Origin of the sequence: Dyadobacter chenwenxiniae, assembly GCF_022869785.1 — a bacterium.
GTDB classification, from domain to species: Bacteria; Bacteroidota; Bacteroidia; order Cytophagales; family Spirosomataceae; genus Dyadobacter; species Dyadobacter chenwenxiniae.
Genome location: NZ_CP094997.1, coordinates 2,183,094 through 2,200,269 on the forward strand (window position 1 = coordinate 2,183,094; position 17,176 = coordinate 2,200,269).

Annotated in this window: 17 protein-coding genes; 7 read left to right on the forward strand and 10 right to left on the reverse strand. The window is 47.5% G+C overall.

Annotated elements, in window-relative coordinates; genetic code table 11:
- The first annotated feature begins 44 nt into the window (after positions 1–44).
- The gene (locus MUK70_RS09005; protein ID WP_255713531.1) at positions 45–428 is read left to right on the forward strand and encodes a DUF983 domain-containing protein; all 384 of its coding nucleotides are present in this window, start codon (positions 45–47) and stop codon (positions 426–428) included.
- On the opposite strand, the gene MUK70_RS09010 is transcribed toward MUK70_RS09005, so the two are convergent.
- The 3 genes from MUK70_RS09010 to MUK70_RS09020 are packed head-to-tail and all read right to left on the reverse strand — an operon-like array spanning position 425 to position 3,817.
- Entirely contained in the window at positions 425–1,309 is an 885-nt protein-coding gene (locus tag MUK70_RS09010) for a helix-turn-helix domain-containing protein (protein WP_234656481.1), read from the reverse strand. The two genes, MUK70_RS09005 and MUK70_RS09010, sit on opposite strands and share 4 nt — an antisense overlap.
- Positions 1,284–2,579, reverse strand: a complete 1,296-nt coding sequence (locus MUK70_RS09015; RefSeq protein WP_234656480.1) for an amine oxidase — start codon at positions 2,577–2,579, stop codon at positions 1,284–1,286. The genes MUK70_RS09010 and MUK70_RS09015 overlap by 26 nt, the downstream gene beginning before the upstream one ends.
- On the reverse strand, positions 2,576–3,817 hold the full coding sequence (locus MUK70_RS09020) for a glycosyltransferase family 1 protein (RefSeq protein ID WP_234656479.1): 1,242 nt from the start codon (positions 3,815–3,817) through the stop codon (positions 2,576–2,578). Before MUK70_RS09020 ends, MUK70_RS09015 begins: the two co-directional genes overlap by 4 nt.
- A 234-nt stretch (positions 3,818–4,051) precedes the next feature.
- Here MUK70_RS09020 and MUK70_RS09025 point away from each other — a divergent pair, with 234 nt between their 5' ends.
- From MUK70_RS09025 to MUK70_RS09035, 3 genes are read left to right on the forward strand one after another with little or no spacing between them, the layout of a single operon-like run.
- A complete protein-coding gene (locus MUK70_RS09025; protein ID WP_244784764.1) occupies positions 4,052–5,371 on the forward strand; it encodes a cytochrome-c peroxidase in 1,320 nt (439 codons plus the stop codon).
- Between the two features lie 40 nt (positions 5,372–5,411).
- On the forward strand, positions 5,412–5,858 hold the full coding sequence (locus MUK70_RS09030) for a cytochrome-c peroxidase (protein ID WP_244784766.1): 447 nt from the start codon (positions 5,412–5,414) through the stop codon (positions 5,856–5,858).
- 36 nt (positions 5,859–5,894) lie between these two features.
- A complete protein-coding gene (locus tag MUK70_RS09035) occupies positions 5,895–7,964 on the forward strand; it encodes a metallophosphoesterase (protein ID WP_244784768.1) in 2,070 nt (689 codons plus the stop codon).
- Between the two features lie 53 nt (positions 7,965–8,017).
- Here MUK70_RS09035 and MUK70_RS09040 read toward each other — a convergent pair whose 3' ends face one another.
- The 5 genes from MUK70_RS09040 to MUK70_RS09060 form a co-directional block, all read right to left on the reverse strand.
- Positions 8,018–9,919 (reverse strand): T9SS type A sorting domain-containing protein, encoded by a 1,902-nt coding sequence (locus MUK70_RS09040; RefSeq protein ID WP_244784770.1) that lies wholly within the window; start codon positions 9,917–9,919, stop codon positions 8,018–8,020.
- The gene (locus tag MUK70_RS09045; protein ID WP_244784772.1) at positions 9,852–10,157 is read right to left on the reverse strand and encodes a hypothetical protein; all 306 of its coding nucleotides are present in this window, start codon (positions 10,155–10,157) and stop codon (positions 9,852–9,854) included. The genes MUK70_RS09040 and MUK70_RS09045 overlap by 68 nt, the downstream gene beginning before the upstream one ends.
- Before the next feature lie 99 nt (positions 10,158–10,256).
- Positions 10,257–11,657, reverse strand: a complete 1,401-nt coding sequence (locus MUK70_RS09050) for a pyridoxal phosphate-dependent decarboxylase family protein (protein WP_234656475.1) — start codon at positions 11,655–11,657, stop codon at positions 10,257–10,259.
- 1 nt (position 11,658) lies between these two features.
- Complete coding sequence (locus tag MUK70_RS09055; protein ID WP_234656474.1) at positions 11,659–12,021, reverse strand: nuclear transport factor 2 family protein; 363 nt, start codon at positions 12,019–12,021, stop codon at positions 11,659–11,661.
- A 4-nt stretch (positions 12,022–12,025) separates the two neighbouring features.
- Complete coding sequence (locus MUK70_RS09060; protein WP_234656473.1) at positions 12,026–12,490, reverse strand: DUF1572 family protein; 465 nt, start codon at positions 12,488–12,490, stop codon at positions 12,026–12,028.
- A 175-nt stretch (positions 12,491–12,665) separates the two neighbouring features.
- Between MUK70_RS09060 and MUK70_RS09065 the strand changes: the two genes are divergently transcribed.
- Positions 12,666–14,120: an aminotransferase-like domain-containing protein gene (locus MUK70_RS09065; protein WP_234656472.1), complete on the forward strand. Its 1,455-nt coding sequence runs from the start codon at positions 12,666–12,668 to the stop codon at positions 14,118–14,120.
- A gap of 41 nt (positions 14,121–14,161) precedes the next feature.
- Here MUK70_RS09065 and MUK70_RS09070 read toward each other — a convergent pair whose 3' ends face one another.
- Together MUK70_RS09070 and MUK70_RS09075 are read right to left on the reverse strand one after the other, a co-directional pair.
- Positions 14,162–14,326 (reverse strand): type II toxin-antitoxin system PemK/MazF family toxin, encoded by a 165-nt coding sequence (locus tag MUK70_RS09070; protein ID WP_234656471.1) that lies wholly within the window; start codon positions 14,324–14,326, stop codon positions 14,162–14,164.
- Positions 14,323–14,475 (reverse strand): hypothetical protein, encoded by a 153-nt coding sequence (locus MUK70_RS09075; protein ID WP_234656470.1) that lies wholly within the window; start codon positions 14,473–14,475, stop codon positions 14,323–14,325. Before MUK70_RS09075 ends, MUK70_RS09070 begins: the two co-directional genes overlap by 4 nt.
- Positions 14,476–14,784: 309 nt before the next feature.
- Between MUK70_RS09075 and MUK70_RS09080 the strand changes: the two genes are divergently transcribed.
- Together MUK70_RS09080 and MUK70_RS09085 are read left to right on the forward strand one after the other, a co-directional pair.
- Positions 14,785–16,812: a heavy metal translocating P-type ATPase gene (locus tag MUK70_RS09080; protein WP_234656469.1), complete on the forward strand. Its 2,028-nt coding sequence runs from the start codon at positions 14,785–14,787 to the stop codon at positions 16,810–16,812.
- Between the two features lie 15 nt (positions 16,813–16,827).
- On the forward strand, positions 16,828–17,148 hold the full coding sequence (locus tag MUK70_RS09085) for a DUF6660 family protein (RefSeq protein WP_234656468.1): 321 nt from the start codon (positions 16,828–16,830) through the stop codon (positions 17,146–17,148).
- Positions 17,149–17,176 lie beyond the last annotated feature (28 nt).

Genomic DNA, 17,176 nt, shown 5'->3' on the forward strand with positions numbered 1-17,176 from the left:
GCTGGTTTCTGGCGAAATTTGTATTAATTCAAAACTTCAATGCCATGGCAAAGCCCAGTAAATTATATAGCGTCCTTTTTAACAAATGCCCAAGATGTGGTGAAGGTGATTTTTTTATTACAAAAAGTGCCTATAGCCTGAAAAACTTTGATAAAATGAACAAGCATTGCCCGCACTGCGGCGAAAACCTGGTTCCTGAACCAGGTTTCTATCAGGGCGCGTTGTATATGAGCTATTCATTTTATGTCGCCTTTATGGTGATCTATTTTCTGATATTCGTCAACTTTTTTGAAGAGTATCTGGATTATTTTCTGATGTCCATCATTCCGGTCCTCATCATTTTAACCCCCTATTTTTACCGGCTGGCGCGTAGGGCGTGGCTTGCATTGTTTATCAAACCACAGGATCAGGAAGCGGTGAAACGCTAGGATTTACCCGACTGATTGGCAGACTTCGCCCGGAATACTTCGGGCGTCATGCCTGTCTCTTTCTTGAAGAAACGGGTAAAGTAAGAGTTGTCATTGAAATTCAACTTATATGCTATCTCGGAAACTGTGAAATCCAGATTGATCAGCAACCGCTTCGCTTCCAGCACGATCCTGTTCCGTATCAAAGCGCCAGCCTGTAAACTGAGATGTTCTTTGCAAAGCGCGTTGAGATGATTAGGCGTGACATGGAGCATTTCCGCATATTCACCCGGCTGCCTGATTGTTGTAAAATTTTTCTCGATCAGTTTTTGAAAATTCCTGATCAATGGATGCTGCTGAATGTGGGCACTTCGTTTCTTGTCCTGTGCGTTGCTCTGTTCCAGCAACAGAAATATGTGAAGCAACGAAACACGGATAATGTCTTCCCGAAACTTAGCCTTACCAGCCTGTAACAGTAATTCTTCAAAAAGCCCGACAATGTTAGGCTGAATTTCTGCTGCAATGGCAACCACGTTATTCGAACTGTCCCCGTCAAAAAAAGAAAAAGAATCAAGATAATCCTGTTTGAGCAGGAAAGACCGGAAAAAAGCTTCCGAAAAATTCACTACATAACCCGCCATTTCTCCCTCAAAATCCCACGAATGCACTTGTCCAGGAATCATGAAGTAGATCTGGAACGGGTGCACATTAAAATGGTTAAAGTCGATGGTATGAAACCCGCCGCCTTTTGTAAACAGCACCAGATGGTAAAAGTTATGCCGGTGTGGAAATATTAAATTCTGATGTTCTTTCAAATAATCCTCAAACCGATTGATCATTACATCATCCTCCCTGTATTCGGAGAGCGGACCAATATCAAGCCGGGGAAACGCTGTCTGCATGTGAAAATAGATCGGACATAATCTTACCCGGCAATTTAGTAATATAGTCCAGCATTGACATGCGTTCTTTCCTTTTATATGCATACTGGTTCTGCGCTGCATACATGATTTGTTGCAAGCTTGCCTGACCGCGCAGCAACGCCACGGCCGATGGCTCATGCAACACCCGGTTCCTTGCAGGTGCCAAAGGATCCGCATCCCAGATCCCCGAATGATGCCAGTTCGTAAGATCGTCCCAGTCGGGCCGGTCGATCATTGGATAATAGCAAACTCCCCACAGCGGAATGCCCTCACGCACCAGTTTGCAGCTCTCCTCAGCCACCATATTGATCCAGAGCGGCCTGTCCTCCAGCGGATGGCTCGTTTCGCTCAAGACCACCGGCACGTCATAGCGCATATGCGCTTCCAGCAATAAATCCGACAAACTGCGTAATCTCGGGTCAGGGATAGGATCATTCCATCCCATATAAAAGTGCGATTCTGCAACCCACTGATTGTTATAATAGTAATTGAAACCAAGCATATCCAGATACTCAGGCTTTCCACCCAATTCAGGACAGATCCTGCCGCACAACATATCCATTGCCTGATACTGGAGATCGTGCGCGGCTTTTGCCTGCAATATTTCCGCTGCGGTTGCATCCGTTTCCGGCACTACATTGATCAGTGGTTCCGTGGTCAGGATCCTGATGCTCGGATCGTACGCTTTGAGGGCTTCCACGCCCGCAATGTAGGCGCGCATAAGCGCATATTTCATTTCCCAGCCATTATTTTTACAATATGGCGCCGTGCCCGCCGCGTCGCCTGCCAGCCAGGAAATGAACCCAACCTCGTTGATCGGCGTCACGATCAACGGCATATCCAGTGACAAATGATTGTAAAACGAAGCAAAAGCCTTGCATAGCGCCACGAAACGCCTGGTAAAATGGGGATGCAAAGGGTTTAGATCCGATGGATAACCAAAATGGCAAATGTCCCAGATCTGCTGGACTCCATGTTTCGCTCCTGCCAGCATCATGCGTTTCACAGCACTGAAATCGTATTGGTAAGGCTCGTATTCCACCTCGCTCCAACGAATTCCCTCGCGCACGGTGGCAATGTTGAACTGCTTCAACATCTTGTAATCTTCTTCAATGAGTTCCAGGTGACCAGTCGCATTCAACAGGTCTACCCGGTCACCGTGAAGATTGAGCTGATCCGCGCATTCAAACCCACCCATCCAAAAAGTTTTAAACGGGTTGGTCACCACCTGACTATCCGACCCGCTCATTGTTCGCTTTGCAATTTAGAGACCTTATGCTTTGGCATCGCCACCACTTTCCTGTTCCGGTACGCAGAGGACATATAGTCTGTCATATCAGCGCAGGTCAGGTCCCATGAATTGGTAAGCAAAAATTTATCAACACTGCCCAGCCAATCTTTTTTATCATTCATTTGAAGCCAATACGCAATTGCCTTAACAAACTCACTGCCATTTTTTCCAATTGAAACCAACTTACTCTTACCATAAGGATACACCACATCGCGAATGGCTGTGGAGACAACAGGCTTACCGGCGCATAGATATTCGGGCGTTTTGGTGGGACTGATGAAACGCGTGGATTCGTTCAGCAGAAAAGGCACCATAGCAACGTCCCAACCTGAAAGATAAGCCGGAAGCTGCGCATATGATTTTGAACCGAGATAATGGATATTGCTTCCTTGTGGAAGTGTTTTCGGGTCGATCTTCACAACCGGTCCTATCAGCACAATGTTCCAATCCGGGCGCTGTGTAGCAATTTCCCTGATTAGCTCAATGTCAAAACGCTCGTCAATCACGCCATAAAAACCAATCTTCGGTCCTTTGATACAGGCCTGATCCGCAGATTCACAATTTTGTTTTCTTGCTTGGCCGAAATGTTTCTTGTCAATGCTGCTCGGGAAGGGATGAATATTCGGGTGCAGATTTTTCTTGGATTCGAAAAGTGAATGTCCGCCTGTGAAAACAATGTCTGCCTTATTCAACAGGTTCTTTTCCAGCGATTTCAATTTCTCCGGTGCAAACTTGAATGCAGACAATTCGTCCATGCAATCATAAACAGTCAGCCCCGGTGACAAGTGCGATGAAAATTCCAGCGCCATCGGCGTATAATACCAGAATATAAACTCATCCAGTTTTTTATTTACAAAAAACACCCGGATCAGTTCACGCAGCTGCGCATTGACTTCATCCTTGGTGAGTCCATCTGCAAGATGCGGCACACAAACCCAAAGATCGGGTAACCGCTGGGAAAATGTGAGATAAGGAACGTCCGTTTTCCCAAAGATCGGTTCTTCCAGAAAGTAAACCGCCGCGATGTCCGAAAAGCGCGTTAACAAATGCTGCGGCCGCTGGTAAACAAAGTCCCACCGGAGGTGAGAAAAACAAAGCAGGTTTTTAGGAAGCGAATCTTGCTCGCCGCTTCCTGACAAATCTAAACGATGCAAGTGATTTGTAGAAAAATCGTTGCTGATTGGGGTATCTATCATTACGTTAATATGATTGTTGATGAATGTACAACCCGCTTTTATTTTCTATTGACTTATAATGGAAAAAAACGGATCATTTTCAGGGCGTATTATAAATTACTATGCCAGACGCTCTGCCCAGAAACGGCACGGGCACAAATTAGCACGCGAACCACTATACGCAACAGAGCCTGTGAAGCAGGAAAATTTGATTTTTCTCTGTAATATTAGGGTAGTAAAACAGACCCTCTGCCGATGAGCAAAAACTTTACCCTGCTGCTTTTTGCCTCGCTCCTTATGCTTGCCAATTCCGCGAAACGAACGCCGGGATCGGTGGGTGTGGAACTTAGCATAGAACGCTTTGAGGCGGATGCGAAATCCTATGCCCTGAGTCTGGAAGATCTTTCAGCAGCAATCCACAATTTGCATCCGAACCAGCCGGAAAGCATCAACATTGCAAAAACAAAGCTGATATATAGCCGGTTAGCCTACAAACGCATCGAATATTTCCTCGAACACTTTTTCTTTACTTCGTCCCGGATCTACAACCGTCCTCCTAAAAACGAGATCGAGGAGCCGCATCTGGAATACATGGAGCCAGCCGGCATGCAGTATATGGAAGCTATCTTGTTCGACAGCATTACCATTGAATCGAAGAAAGAACTCGCCGTTCAAGCCGGGTTACTGAGCCATGCAGCGAACGATCTGCATGCGCTTTTGTATAAATTTGAAACCAATGACAAACAAATTCTCGCGGCCGTGAGACTCGAACTCATCCGCATAATCGCATTGGGAATCACCGGATTTGACGCCCCGATACTGAAAAGCGGTATCTGGGAATCGGAAGTGGCAATGGAGACGATTGCCCTCACATTAAAGCCCTATCTCGATGAAAAAAAACACGACAGCGTCTTCCACTATTTGGGGAATTCCATTATGTTCCTTAGAAATAACCCGGAGTTTGATTCATTTGACAGACTGAAATTTCTCACCCATTATGCTTTGCCCCTTCAAAAACATTTGAATGTAATGATCCGTGAAATGAAGCTGGATTCGGTGCCGCCAGGCCTGTTGCGTTATGATGCAGCGCATATGTTCAGTCCCGGTGCAGTGCAACCCGTGGATTCAACGAATAATAAGGAACTCACTGCCAAGCGGGTTACACTGGGGAAAAAGCTGTTTTTTGAAACGCGGTTGTCAGGCAATGGTTCCAGAAGCTGTGCTTCCTGCCACAATCCAGCCAACTATTTTACCGATGGTCTCCCCAGGAGCATGGGCCTTAATCCGCACACCAGTGTCCGGCGCAATGCCCCCTCGCTGTTTTATGTGGCGGCGCAGCAAAATCAATTCTGGGATGGGCGGGCAAAAACACTGGAAGAGCAAATTGAAACTGTCATGCGCGATTCATTGGAAATGAATGCAATTCCCATACAGAGCATGCAAAATTTGCTCAAAGACAAGGAATACAAGCATTTGTTCAAAAAAGCTTTCCCTAAGAAAGACAAAAGCAAACCAGCTGAGCAGCAGATCTATTCCGCACTGGCCGCTTTTATGAGAACATTAAAACCCGTATAATTCAGATTTTGACCGCTATCTGGCAGGAGACCCAAAAGCAATGAGCGATGTCCAAGTCAGCGGCTTCAACCTTTTTATGGGCAAAGCCCAATGCGGGACTTGTCATTTCGCTCCGCTTTTCAATGGCCTGATTCCTCCATTCTATGCTTTAACAGAGTTTGAGGTCATCGGCACGACCGCGACGGATGATCTTTTAAATCCTAAAAAAGACCCGGACAATGGACGCATGGATGTGCGCGCAACGCCTTATTACGAAGCAGCATTCAAAACGCCGACTGTAAGAAATGCAGCAGTAACCGGCCCGTACATGCACAATGGCGCATTTTCCTCCCTTGAAAAAGTAATTGATTTTTATGATAAAGGCGGAGGCGCAGGATTAGGGCTGGACTTGCCCCGGCAAACGCTTTCGCCGCTCCCACTCAATCTGACAGATCAGGAAAAGAAAGACATTATCGCATTTTTACATGCCCTAACCGATAAAATATGAAGAAAAATCTACTTTCTGCCTCTACTGCTTTTTATCATGAATGCCGCGGAAGCACAAATAACGCTGCTGCGCGGGCCTTACCTGCAATCGGCAACGTCCACGAGCATGGTTGTGCGCTGGCGAACCGATGTGGCCACTACAAGCCTGGTCCGCTATGGTCTTACGCCGTCGGCACTGACCATGAGTGTGGAGCTATCAGCAAAGCAAACCGAGCACGCGGTCCAACTTTCGGAGCTTGCTCCGGCGACGCGCTATTACTATGCAATTGGCTACGCCAGCGAAGTGCTGGAAGGAGATCAGGAAAATTATTTTCAAACGTCACCCAAACCGGGGACGCAAGGAAAATACAGGTTCGGGGTTCTGGGTGATTGCGGGACTAACTCAGCAACCCAGGGAATGGTACGCGACGCCATTTCGAAATATCTGGGAGAGAACTACATGAATGCGTTATTGCTGCTGGGCGACAATGCCTACGCTTTCGGAACGGACGCCGAATACCAGTCCAATTTTTTTAATCATTACAAACAGGCGTTTCTAAGAAAAAATCCCGTATTCCCTGCGCCGGGAAATCACGATTACAACAATGATAATTTTGACCGCCAAACCGACCACAATGTTCCCTATTACAACATTTTTATAATGCCTACCCAAGGTGAAGCCGGTGGCGTAGCCTCTGAATCCCAAGCCTTTTACTCCTACGATTACGGAAATGTGCACTTTCTTTCGCTGGATTCTTATGGTAAGGAAGATCAGGCAACGCGGTTGTACGATACGCTTGGCAGACAGGTTCAGTGGATTAAAAAAGATCTGGCGGCAAACCAAAACAAGGACTGGATCGTGGCTTACTGGCACCATCCGCCCTACTCACAGGGTTCGCGCAATTCGGAGACAGAAAATGACCTGATCAAAATCCGCGAAAACTTCATCCGCATCCTGGAAAGAAACGGCGTGGACCTTATCCTCTGCGGACATAGCCACGTGTACGAGCGCTCACGCCTCATCCAGGGACATTACGACAAGGCCGACACATTTGATCCGGGAAAGCATAATCTTAGCACTTCCTCGGGAAGATATGATGGCTCGCCGCAATCTTGTCCGTACTTCAAAAAGTCGGATTCCAATAAAGGGACGGTGTATGTGGTGTCGGGCTCGGCAGGTCAGCTTGGCTCAAAAGCGGCTGGTTTCCCGCATAAGGCAATGTATTACTCGAATGCGGAACGTTCGGGCGGCATGGTGCTGGAAGTGGAAAGTAACCGGCTCGACGCGAAATGGATCGGGCTCGACGGGGTCGTATATGACCAGTTTACGCTAGAAAAAGACGTGAGTAAGGAAACAACCGTCGAGATCAATGCAGGGGAAAGCATTGAATTAAAATCTTCCTTTATCGGTGAGCATGTGTGGAATACGGGCGCCAAAACCTCCTCCATCACCGTTTCTCCCGACAAAACGGCTGACTTTCATGTAAAGGATTCACAGAACTGTATCAATGACGTTTTTCACGTAAAAGTAACTTTGCCGGAACCGGTTAAGCTCAATGCTTTTTCACGCGCTGCCGATCCCGCTAATGTGGTTACCCTCAGCTGGACCACCGAATTCGAAAACGCATTCTCCCATTTTCTGATCGAGCGTGCGCAGGATGATTTGAAATGGGCTGAAATCGGCCGTGTTGCCGGCGGACCAAATTCGGGCGTAAACAAAAATTACAGTTTTAAAGACGAACAAAGTCCGAAACTGGATTTTAATCAACCCATATATTACCGGCTTAAAATGGTGGCGCTGGATGGACGCATTCGCTATTCGGCTATCACTTCGATCCGGTTGCAGGAAATTATCCTGGCTGCCGATCCAGACACGCAGGCATTTGATATTGAAGTAATCCCTAACCCTTCGTCAGCACGTCAAATGCAGATCAGGCTTGTGGAAAAGGCGACCCTGAAAGTGGAAATGACATTGATGGATGTGTCCGGGCGGGTTTTGGAGGGCAAGAAAATGACACTGACGGAAGCGGCAGTGCCATTTTTGCCCGATAATGTGGCTGCGGGAATTTATCTGTTGAAAGTCACTGTGAACGGGCGGAGCCTCGTGCGGAAACTAGCAGTTTATTAACCGTGGCCTGAGTCATCCTGATTTCGCACCTATGCCCGGCTTTCAAACCAGCGCTAGTTTTTGATGATCTTTTTTGTTTCTTTTTTTCCGTTGCTGTCGGTTAGCGTTACCTGGTAAAGGCCGGTGGGCAGATGCCCTATCTGTAACTCGGATTTCGTTTTTTTGTTTTGTCCAAAATCAGTTGCATATAAGACTTTCCCAAGCGCATTGAAGATCTCCACTTTTTCAATAGCAGTTCCACCTGCAACCTGAACGGATAATTTTTCGAATACAGGGTTGGGGTAAATGGAAGCGATCTCCGGCAGACTGGCAAAATTCAGGCCGCGAATCTGGCTATATGCGTAAGAACCGTCATGATCTATCATTTTCAAGCGGTAAAAGTTGCTACCTTCCACAGGAGCGCTGTGGCTGAATGTGTAAGGCTGCACCACAACACTTTCGCCTTTTGCCTTCAATGTCCCGATCGTTTTCCAGTTTTTACCCTCGGAGCTATGTTGAACAACAAAATAGTCGCTGTTGGTCTCCATACTTGTGGACCACGAAAGCAATGCAGCATGATGCTCTTTTTTGACTTCGAACCCGATCAGCGCGACGGGAAGCGCAGCGCAGGCATCTAAAACTTCGGTTTCTGAGTTACATCCGGGTTTGTTGGCTGATATGTCAAGCAATTCAGGCGTTTCGGTGGACAGATATCTACAAACCGGCGGAATAGCGCACATTTCGAGCTCCGGGTTTTCTGAGATCAACAGATAAGCCCCGCCAATGGATTGGAGTTTACCCAAACCGGAAAGGGAGGTTAATAGTTGATTTTGGTATACCGACACACTGCCGCCAATCGTTTTCAGGTTTTCAAGGTCGTCCAGATTTTCGAGCAGTGCGTTGGCCGACACCGATAAGGAATCGGTGACCGTCACGATATTATTCAATCCGGCAAGGCTCGTCAAAACCTCATTGTTGTCCACTAGGAGATTGCCCACCGTTATAAGGCCCGAAAGCGCACTCATGTCCTCCAACTGCGGATTTGAAGCGACCACCAGAGAACTAGAATCGCCAATGGATGCCAGGTTTTCTAAACCAGCGAGGTTGATAAGGCTTGCATTCCCTACGAAGATCAGATCTCCGTCAATCGATTCCAGTGCTGAAAGTCCCGTAATGTCCGATAATGAGAAGTTGAGCAGCGACACAAATCCCAACGGGCCAATCGACTTTACTCCTGAAAGTCCATCGACGTTTTCCAGATACGGATTAAAAGAAAGCAGGACTTCCTCCCCAAATGACGTCACACCTTCGAGACCGTCCAATGTTTCGAGGCCAAAATTATTTTGAAGTAACAGCGCGCCGCCAATTGAAGTAAGCCCGCTAAAACCCGACAAATTAAGCAGGGCATCATGGTAATTAATTTCAACATCATCCCTGACAGTTGTCAATCCCTCCAAACCTGTGAGGCTAACCAGGCTACCATTTTCCTCCATAAAGAGGTCTGATTCGATAGTCACAAGATTTTCCAGTCCCACAAGATTGACCAGATTATTATTGAAATCAATATAAAGATCTTCTCCGATCGTTGTAAGGCCATTCAATCCAGTCAAATTCACCAGCGTGATATTCCCAGTGATTTCCACGTAACCAGGCACGACCGTTATATTTTCCAGCCCTGCAAGACTTACCAGCGACTCATTAAAACCAAGCCGCAGATCCCGTCCAACGCTGTTGATAACAAGCGGTGAAAATGTGGTGAGCAGATCATTAGCCCCAATCACAAGATCGAGCCCTACGGCATGAATGCTGCTGAGCCCGGCAAGACTGGTCAGCAAGTCGTTATCACCAATGATAAGGCTTCCGTTAACTTCTGCGACGTTGGATAATGCCTCCAAGTTAAGAAGGCCATCATTTTCGGTGACTTCCAGATCGCCTGCCACGGCAAGTATATTGTCCAGTCCGGTAAGATTTTGCAACAGCGGATTGCCCGTTGACTAACAGGTTTCCACCCACATTGGTGAGCGTCACAAGGTTACTCAGGTCAGTAATGTCATCCCCGGTTATGGTAAGGTTTCCTGGGAGACTTGTGCAGTCTGTATAAGTTGCCTGGAAGGCGGAAACCTGGGCTTGTGTAGTCAGTTCAAGATCAACAGGACATTGTCCGTTGGCACATAAAGGCAGTAAAGCCCCAACGAGGGTGTAAAGTTTTTTCACAAGTAGAAGGGTTTATGGTCATGCAGGAAATATTTTAATCCAAAAATTTCCTGATAAAAGTCAAACCCTGATCCATGTTGTAATAGTTCCCATTGCTTATCACCGATTCAGCACAAAGTCGTACGCCGCTTCCATCTCCCTGGTTGCAATAACAATGTCATTAGCGCTGGTGCGATAATTTACGAATGCAGCGCGCACGCAACTTTTCCCGTCCAATGTGGTCGGCGTCATGAAAACATTTCCGCTTTTGTTCAACCGATCAAGAAACGCCGTTGTCCTGTCTGCATCCCGCAGCCTGAAAATGACCACATTAAGCCGGACCGGTGCCGCAAGTTCAAAAGTCCCGCTGCCTGTAATGTATTGACCCAGCTCGTTTGCGCGCGCAATGCTGTTTTCAATAATCCACTGATAACCTGATTTCCCGTAGGCAACCAAGCCGAACCAAGCCGGTAAGGCCCGGAACCTGCGCGAGTTTTCCGGCAGGAAATTCAAATAAGAAAAGTTTTCGGAAGGGTCCCCCAGATATGGCGCATTCGTGTTTTGGAATGTCTCCACCTGTAAGCGATCATGCTGCTTCCTTACAAAAATCACTGCGCTGTCGTAGGGCACATTCATCCATTTGTGGCAGTCAATGGTAATGCTGTCTGCCTGCTCCCACCCTGCCAGCAGATGGCTGTGTGCTGGCGAGCAAGCTGCAAAGCCGCCAAAGGCAGCATCGATATGCAGCCAGAAGTCGTACTTCTTTTTCAATGCGACGATCGCAGCAATGTCATCAAAATCAACCGTATTAACCGTTCCCGCGCTGCAATTGACGATGACCGGTTTGTCGTTACTGGCCATCAGTTTTGCTTCCAGGTCCGCAATGTCCATAGCCTCTCTTCCCGGCAACGCATTGATCTTAAACAAATTACCACTGCCAAATCCTAGCATGGAGAGCGATTTGATCACCGAAGAATGCGGCGTCGCTGCCATCACGATAATCTCCGAAGACATTCCTGTTCTGGATATATCAATGCCCAACTTCTTTCCAGCCCATTGCCTGCCCACTGCCAATCCGGTAAAGTTGGACATAGTCGCGCCGGTCACAAATCCCCCGTTGAATTCCTCAGGCAGGTCCAGCAATTGGGAGAGCAGGCGGATCGTTTCTTTTTCAACAATCGCCGAAATATCGCCCGCTCCCTTTGTGCCCTGCGTATTTTGGTCAAAAACGGTTGTAAGCCAGTCGCCCGCAATGGAAGCCGGCGTCGCGCCACCCGTCACAAAACCCCAATACCGCGGTCCCGGACTGGCAACCATTAGTTTCCGGTATTTTCTTTGAAACAACGCTAAACTCCCCTGAGTCCCTAACCCGTTCGCTGCCAATGCATCAGGGTCGGTTTGCTGATCCGCCGCATAGGTCGGCAACTCGTTCAGTTGCGACAGAAAATCCAGACTCCTGTTTTTTACCTCTTCCAATATCCGGTCTATATGCGCCAGATCATCTTGTAATTGAATGCTCATTTTAATCGTTGTAATGTGCCTTAACCAGATTAATTTTCCCAAATGCATCAAACTGCATCAGTTCCGCTGCCTTCTTATTATTGACGCTCGTATAATATAGCACCACAGAGTTCGCTCCCGTCAGCGTTTCATGCATTTCAAAATGAAGATCCGGATATACCGCAAGCGCTTTCGCAAAATACGTTTCGAGCACATCACGACCATGGATAAAGCCCTCATCGTTCATCCCCAGCCGTTTAATGAAAGGAGAATAGAATTCGATGTCAGCTGCATAATGTTGCATAACGGAAGCCAGGTCATGGCTATTCCAGGCGCCGATCCATTCTTCTGCGAAGGACCGGGCAGCAATCGTTGTAATTTCCATGCTTTTATTCAGGATTTACGGCCGTAATCCAACGTCTATGGTAATTGATCTGGCCTAAGTGGTAAGATAAATGGGTCAGTAAATGAATTAAAACCAATGCTGTTGTCTGATTCTCGAACATATCGAGCACATTGCGGGGATACCCGCTTGCCAGCTGCGTATCAGAGAGGTCGCTTACAGATTTTACAACAACTGGCAGTAACTTGTCCAGCTCTCCAATCAACTCCGTTTTGGTAAAAAGCCGTCTGGCAAATTCCGCATCGCGGTTCCGAACATAAGGAACATTTCCCAATGTGAGGCCTACATAAGTGCTCAGGTTACCAATCAAATGCTGGCAAAGGTTCCCGCCCGTATTAATGGTGCCCGGCAACTGCACCCAAAGAGAATCCTCGGTGGGATACTTTTCTATTTCTTCGCGGAGCTTTTTAAGATCTCTTTCAAAAAGCAGGGTAATAATTTCTTTTTCCATGGCTAACAAACGTAAGGTGCAGTCTAATTTACCGATACATTTCAGAAATCCCTGCGGCCGGGCGTCCTCACTGCACGTCAATCAAACTGCGATGCAAAATTGTCTGTTCAAAACATTAAAAAACAGATTCAGTTTTGGTATTTTTGAGCATAACAGTTGAAAACAAATATGGCCCGTGCAAACAAATTCATCCGAGGAAAAAGATGACTTCCTATACAACCAGATTGCTGAGCGGCTTGAACATCAGATCGAAAACAACACATTAAAAGCCGGCGATAAGCTCATTTCACTCCGCGCGGTAAGCAAGGAACAAGGCATTAGCCTGAGCACAGCTTACAAGGCCTATGTGGCATTAGAGAGCAAGGGATATGTGGAAGCGCGGCCAAAATCAGGATACTTTGTGCGTTACAAACCAGCACAGCGCCTCAAAAAGCAATCATTTCCGCTCGTTTCGGCTCAGGCTGCAACGATAGATGTGGACGAAATGATCAGGCAGGTTTACAGAACATTGTCCCGGGAAGGCATGGTAAGGCTGTCCGTCGCCGTGCCCCCGGTGGAATTGATCCCGGTCGCGAAGCTCAACAAGGCACTTATGGAAGCAATCCGGCAAAGCCCCGAAAGCTGCACGCAATATGAGGAGATCCCCGGAAATCTGAATTTAAGAAAGCAAATCGCCCGTTATGCATTCAATTGGGGCGGCAATGTTACTGCCGACGACATCATTACAACGCATGGCTGCATGGAAGCCGTGGCTTTTTGCCTGAAAGCGGTGACAGAACCTGGCGATACGATTGCTATTGAAAGCCCTGTCTATTTCGGGATTTTTAATGTGATCAAGATGCTTGGCTTAAAGATTTTCGAAGTACCAAGTGACCCTCAGGACGGCCCTGACATTGATTTTCTGGAAAAAGCATTGGAAACAGTCCGGATCAAGGCCTGTCTCTTTGTACCCAATTTTTCAAATCCCACGGGCGCATTAATGCCCGATTACCGCAAAAAGCAACTGGTTGAAATGCTCGCCGTCCGGGAAATTCCCTTGATCGAAGACGACATTTATGGTGAAATGTATTTTGGTAAAAGTCGGCCTAAAACGTGCAAAAGTTTTGACAAAAATGGGCTGGTAATGCTGTGTTCATCGATTTCTAAAACCCTGGCGCCGGGCTATCGCGTCGGCTGGTGCATTCCCGGCAAATTTTGGGATAAAGTAATTAGTAATAAAATCACGCAAACCGTCTCGTCGGCAACGCCCACGCACGCAGCGATTGGAAATTTCTTTGAAACGGGCCGCTATGACCTCCATATGCGGAATCTGAGAAAAGCGCTTCACACCCAAAGCCTGCGCTACATGCAAGCCATCACGGAACATTTCCCCCCGGAAACACAAGTCAGCCGTCCGCAGGGCGGTTATGTTTTTTGGATTGAACTGGACCCAAAAATCAATGCATTCAAGCTATTTGAGGCCGCAATCCTGCAAAACGTAAGCATAGCCCCGGGCCAGATTTTCAGCACCGACGCCCGTTTCACCAACTATATCAGAATCAGCTTCGGATCACCTTTTACAGCGGCTATCGATGCAGGATTGAAGCGGCTGGGTGCGTTGATAAAGTCTTTGGAAGATTTAAGCGAATAATGCTTTAAGAATGTCAAGGACGCCAGCAGCAGTATCGTCGTCTAGCACCCCTTTTTTTGGGTGAGTTTTACTTTGTCAACCGTTCTGAGCTGATCCAGCGCAATCTGGCCTGATTTACCAGCCACCATGCAGTCGATTCGGGTGGGATATTTCTTAGTGCTTGATGTTAGCGGCGCAACAATAACCGTATTAAGCGAGCGGTTCAACCGCCCATCAGCTCTTCCTCATTCCCTTTTTTTGCTAGCTCAAATTGCTGTTCCCAACCCTCGCGCGGACTCTGTGCGGCGGGTTCAATGACGATTGCATTTCCTTTGACCTCAACACTGACCGGGTCTTTGATATCACATTGTTCCATTATGCTTTTTGAAAGAATTACCCCCCGGGAGTTCCCTATTCTGCGGACTCTGACTAGCATCTGGAAAAGTTATAATAATGTTATAACAATTCAAATTTCTAACTGAGATTCAGCACGATGCAAAGTGTGATCTCTCCTTTACGGCTATTAAAGCAGATCCAAACGCCCTGCAACGATATTGCAATTACCTGATTTTCAGCACTTGTAACCCTGTTGCACGGTGTTGCGAACTATCTTTGTTGTGTCGGCGGGGTTTGTTTCCCAACTAAGACGGTCGACCGTATTAATAATCTTTTTGATATTCAAACGATGAAGTTAGGGGCGAGCGAAGGCCAAATACATCATGACGCCAAGGATTGCTGCTCAGGCGAGACGCAGATCCCGGTGAAACAAAAACACGAACACAACCACACTGATCACGACGGGCATGATCACGACGGTCATGATCACGACGGGCACGATCATGGCCATGGGAATGCTGCGGATGATGGTTTGCTGAAAAGCCGCTGGATGCTTTGGGTTAGTCTGGCGCTTTTGCTCGGCTTTCTTTTTGTGACTTTTATTTTGAAGATCGAGGTTAACCGCAACCTGGAAATTGTCTCCATGCTGGCTGCATACGTTTTAGCCGGCAACAAAACCATTGCGACCGCTTTTCGTCGCGTCATGCGCAGCGATTTCTTCAATGAATTTACATTAATGACGATTGCAACGATCGGCGCATTTTACATTGGCGAATTCAGCGAGGGTGTTGCGGTGATGATCTTTTACGAAATCGGCGAACTCTTTCAGGATATGGCGGTTAGCAGATCCAAACGCTCCATTAAGGCACTTCTGGACATTCGCCCGGAACAGGTTACCGTGATCCGCGATGGCAAAGATGTGCAGATTGCGCCGGGCTCTGTGGCCATTGGTGAGACCATTGTGGTAAAAGCCGGTGAAAAAGTGGCGCTGGACGGCATTTTAAAATCGCTCCACGGCACATTCAACACCGCAGCTTTAACTGGTGAATCGGTTCCGGACCAAAAAAGCCGGAACGAAGCGGTTCTCGCCGGAATGATCAATACGGAAAAATCGGTTGAAGTTGAAGTAACGGCGCTTTTTAAGGATTCCAAACTTTCCCGGATCCTGGAAATGGTGCAGGAAGCAACCGGCCGGAAAGCACCTACGCAATTACTAATAAGCCGGTTAGCAAAAATTTACACACCGATTGTATTCTTGTTGGCGGTGCTGATCATTCTCCTCCCCTACTTTTTTGTCGAAAATTACGGGTTTGACCAATGGCTTTATCGCGGCATGGTTTTCCTCGTGATCGCTTGCCCTTGTGCGCTTACGATCTCCATTCCGCTGGGTTATTTTGGTGGGATCGGCTTGGCGTCGCGCAACGGGATCCTGGTAAAAGGCGCTAATTTCCTGGATGTCATTACCAAGATCGACACATTGGTTTCGGACAAAACAGGCACGTTGACCAAAGGGGTGTTCAAGGTTCAAAAAGTGGAAACTACGCTGGATAGCAAAGATTTTATTTCAAAAACCGCTTCGCTGGAAAGCTATTCAACACACCCCGTTGCGAAAGCCGTCGTGGCACACGCATCTGATTCGGCATTAGTAAAACCAACCGAAGTAGAAGAGATCTCCGGGCATGGATTGAAAGGAAAAGTCGGTGCGGATTCGCTGCTGGCGGGTAACCTCAAACTGCTGGATAAATTCCAGGTGGCTTATCCGAAGGAGCTTGCCAACATTGCTGAAACCATTGTAGCAGTGGCCGTTAACGGTTCCTATGCCGGATACATTACCATTGCCGATGAGATTAAGGAAGATGCACTGCAAACAGTTGCGGAATTGAAAAAGCTCGGCATTGAGACGATTATGCTTTCTGGCGACAAGGAGGCAGTTGTTTCCCACATTGCCGGGCAACTGCAAATCGGCCGAAGCTACGGAAACTTGCTGCCCGAAGACAAAGTCAGGATCGTAGAACAACTCAAAGCCGAAGGAAAACACATTGCCTTTGCAGGCGACGGCGTGAACGATGCGCCGGTGATCGCACTTGCGGATGTGGGCATTGCGATGGGCGCATTGGGATCGGACGTGGCGATTGAAACGGCCGACATCGTAATCCAGAATGACCAGCCGCTGAAAATTGCATCCGCCATTAAAGTCGGCAAAATCACGAAAGGCATTGTATATCAAAACATTTCGGCTGCGATGGGCGTCAAAGTGCTTGTAATGATCCTCGGTGCGGGCGGAATTGCCACCTTATGGGAGGCGGTTTTTGCAGATGTTGGTGTAGCTTTACTGGCAATTTTAAATGCTTTCAGGATCCAGGGAAAGAAAATTTAATTCAAAAAAATCCATTTGAAGTTTCTGGCCGTCATATTGTCTGCTTACATGCTCCTGCTGGCGCTGCTTCCCTGCGGCGACGAGGTGGAATGTATGGATGATGAACGCTACGAAGCGGCATTCAATAATAACGCGCAGCAGGATCACGAAAACCATTCCGAAATCTGCTCTCCATTTTGCATTTGCGCGTGCTGCGGCCAGGTTTTGAATGTACTGACCACACCGCATTTTGCGCTGAAACCGCATTTTACGGTCGCAATGCGCGTGGGTTTTCACAAAGATCCCTATTTCGAAATCATCCCGCTGGCCATCTGGCAGCCGCCCAAGCTGGTTTAAATCAGTAAATACATTCCATTTTTTACCA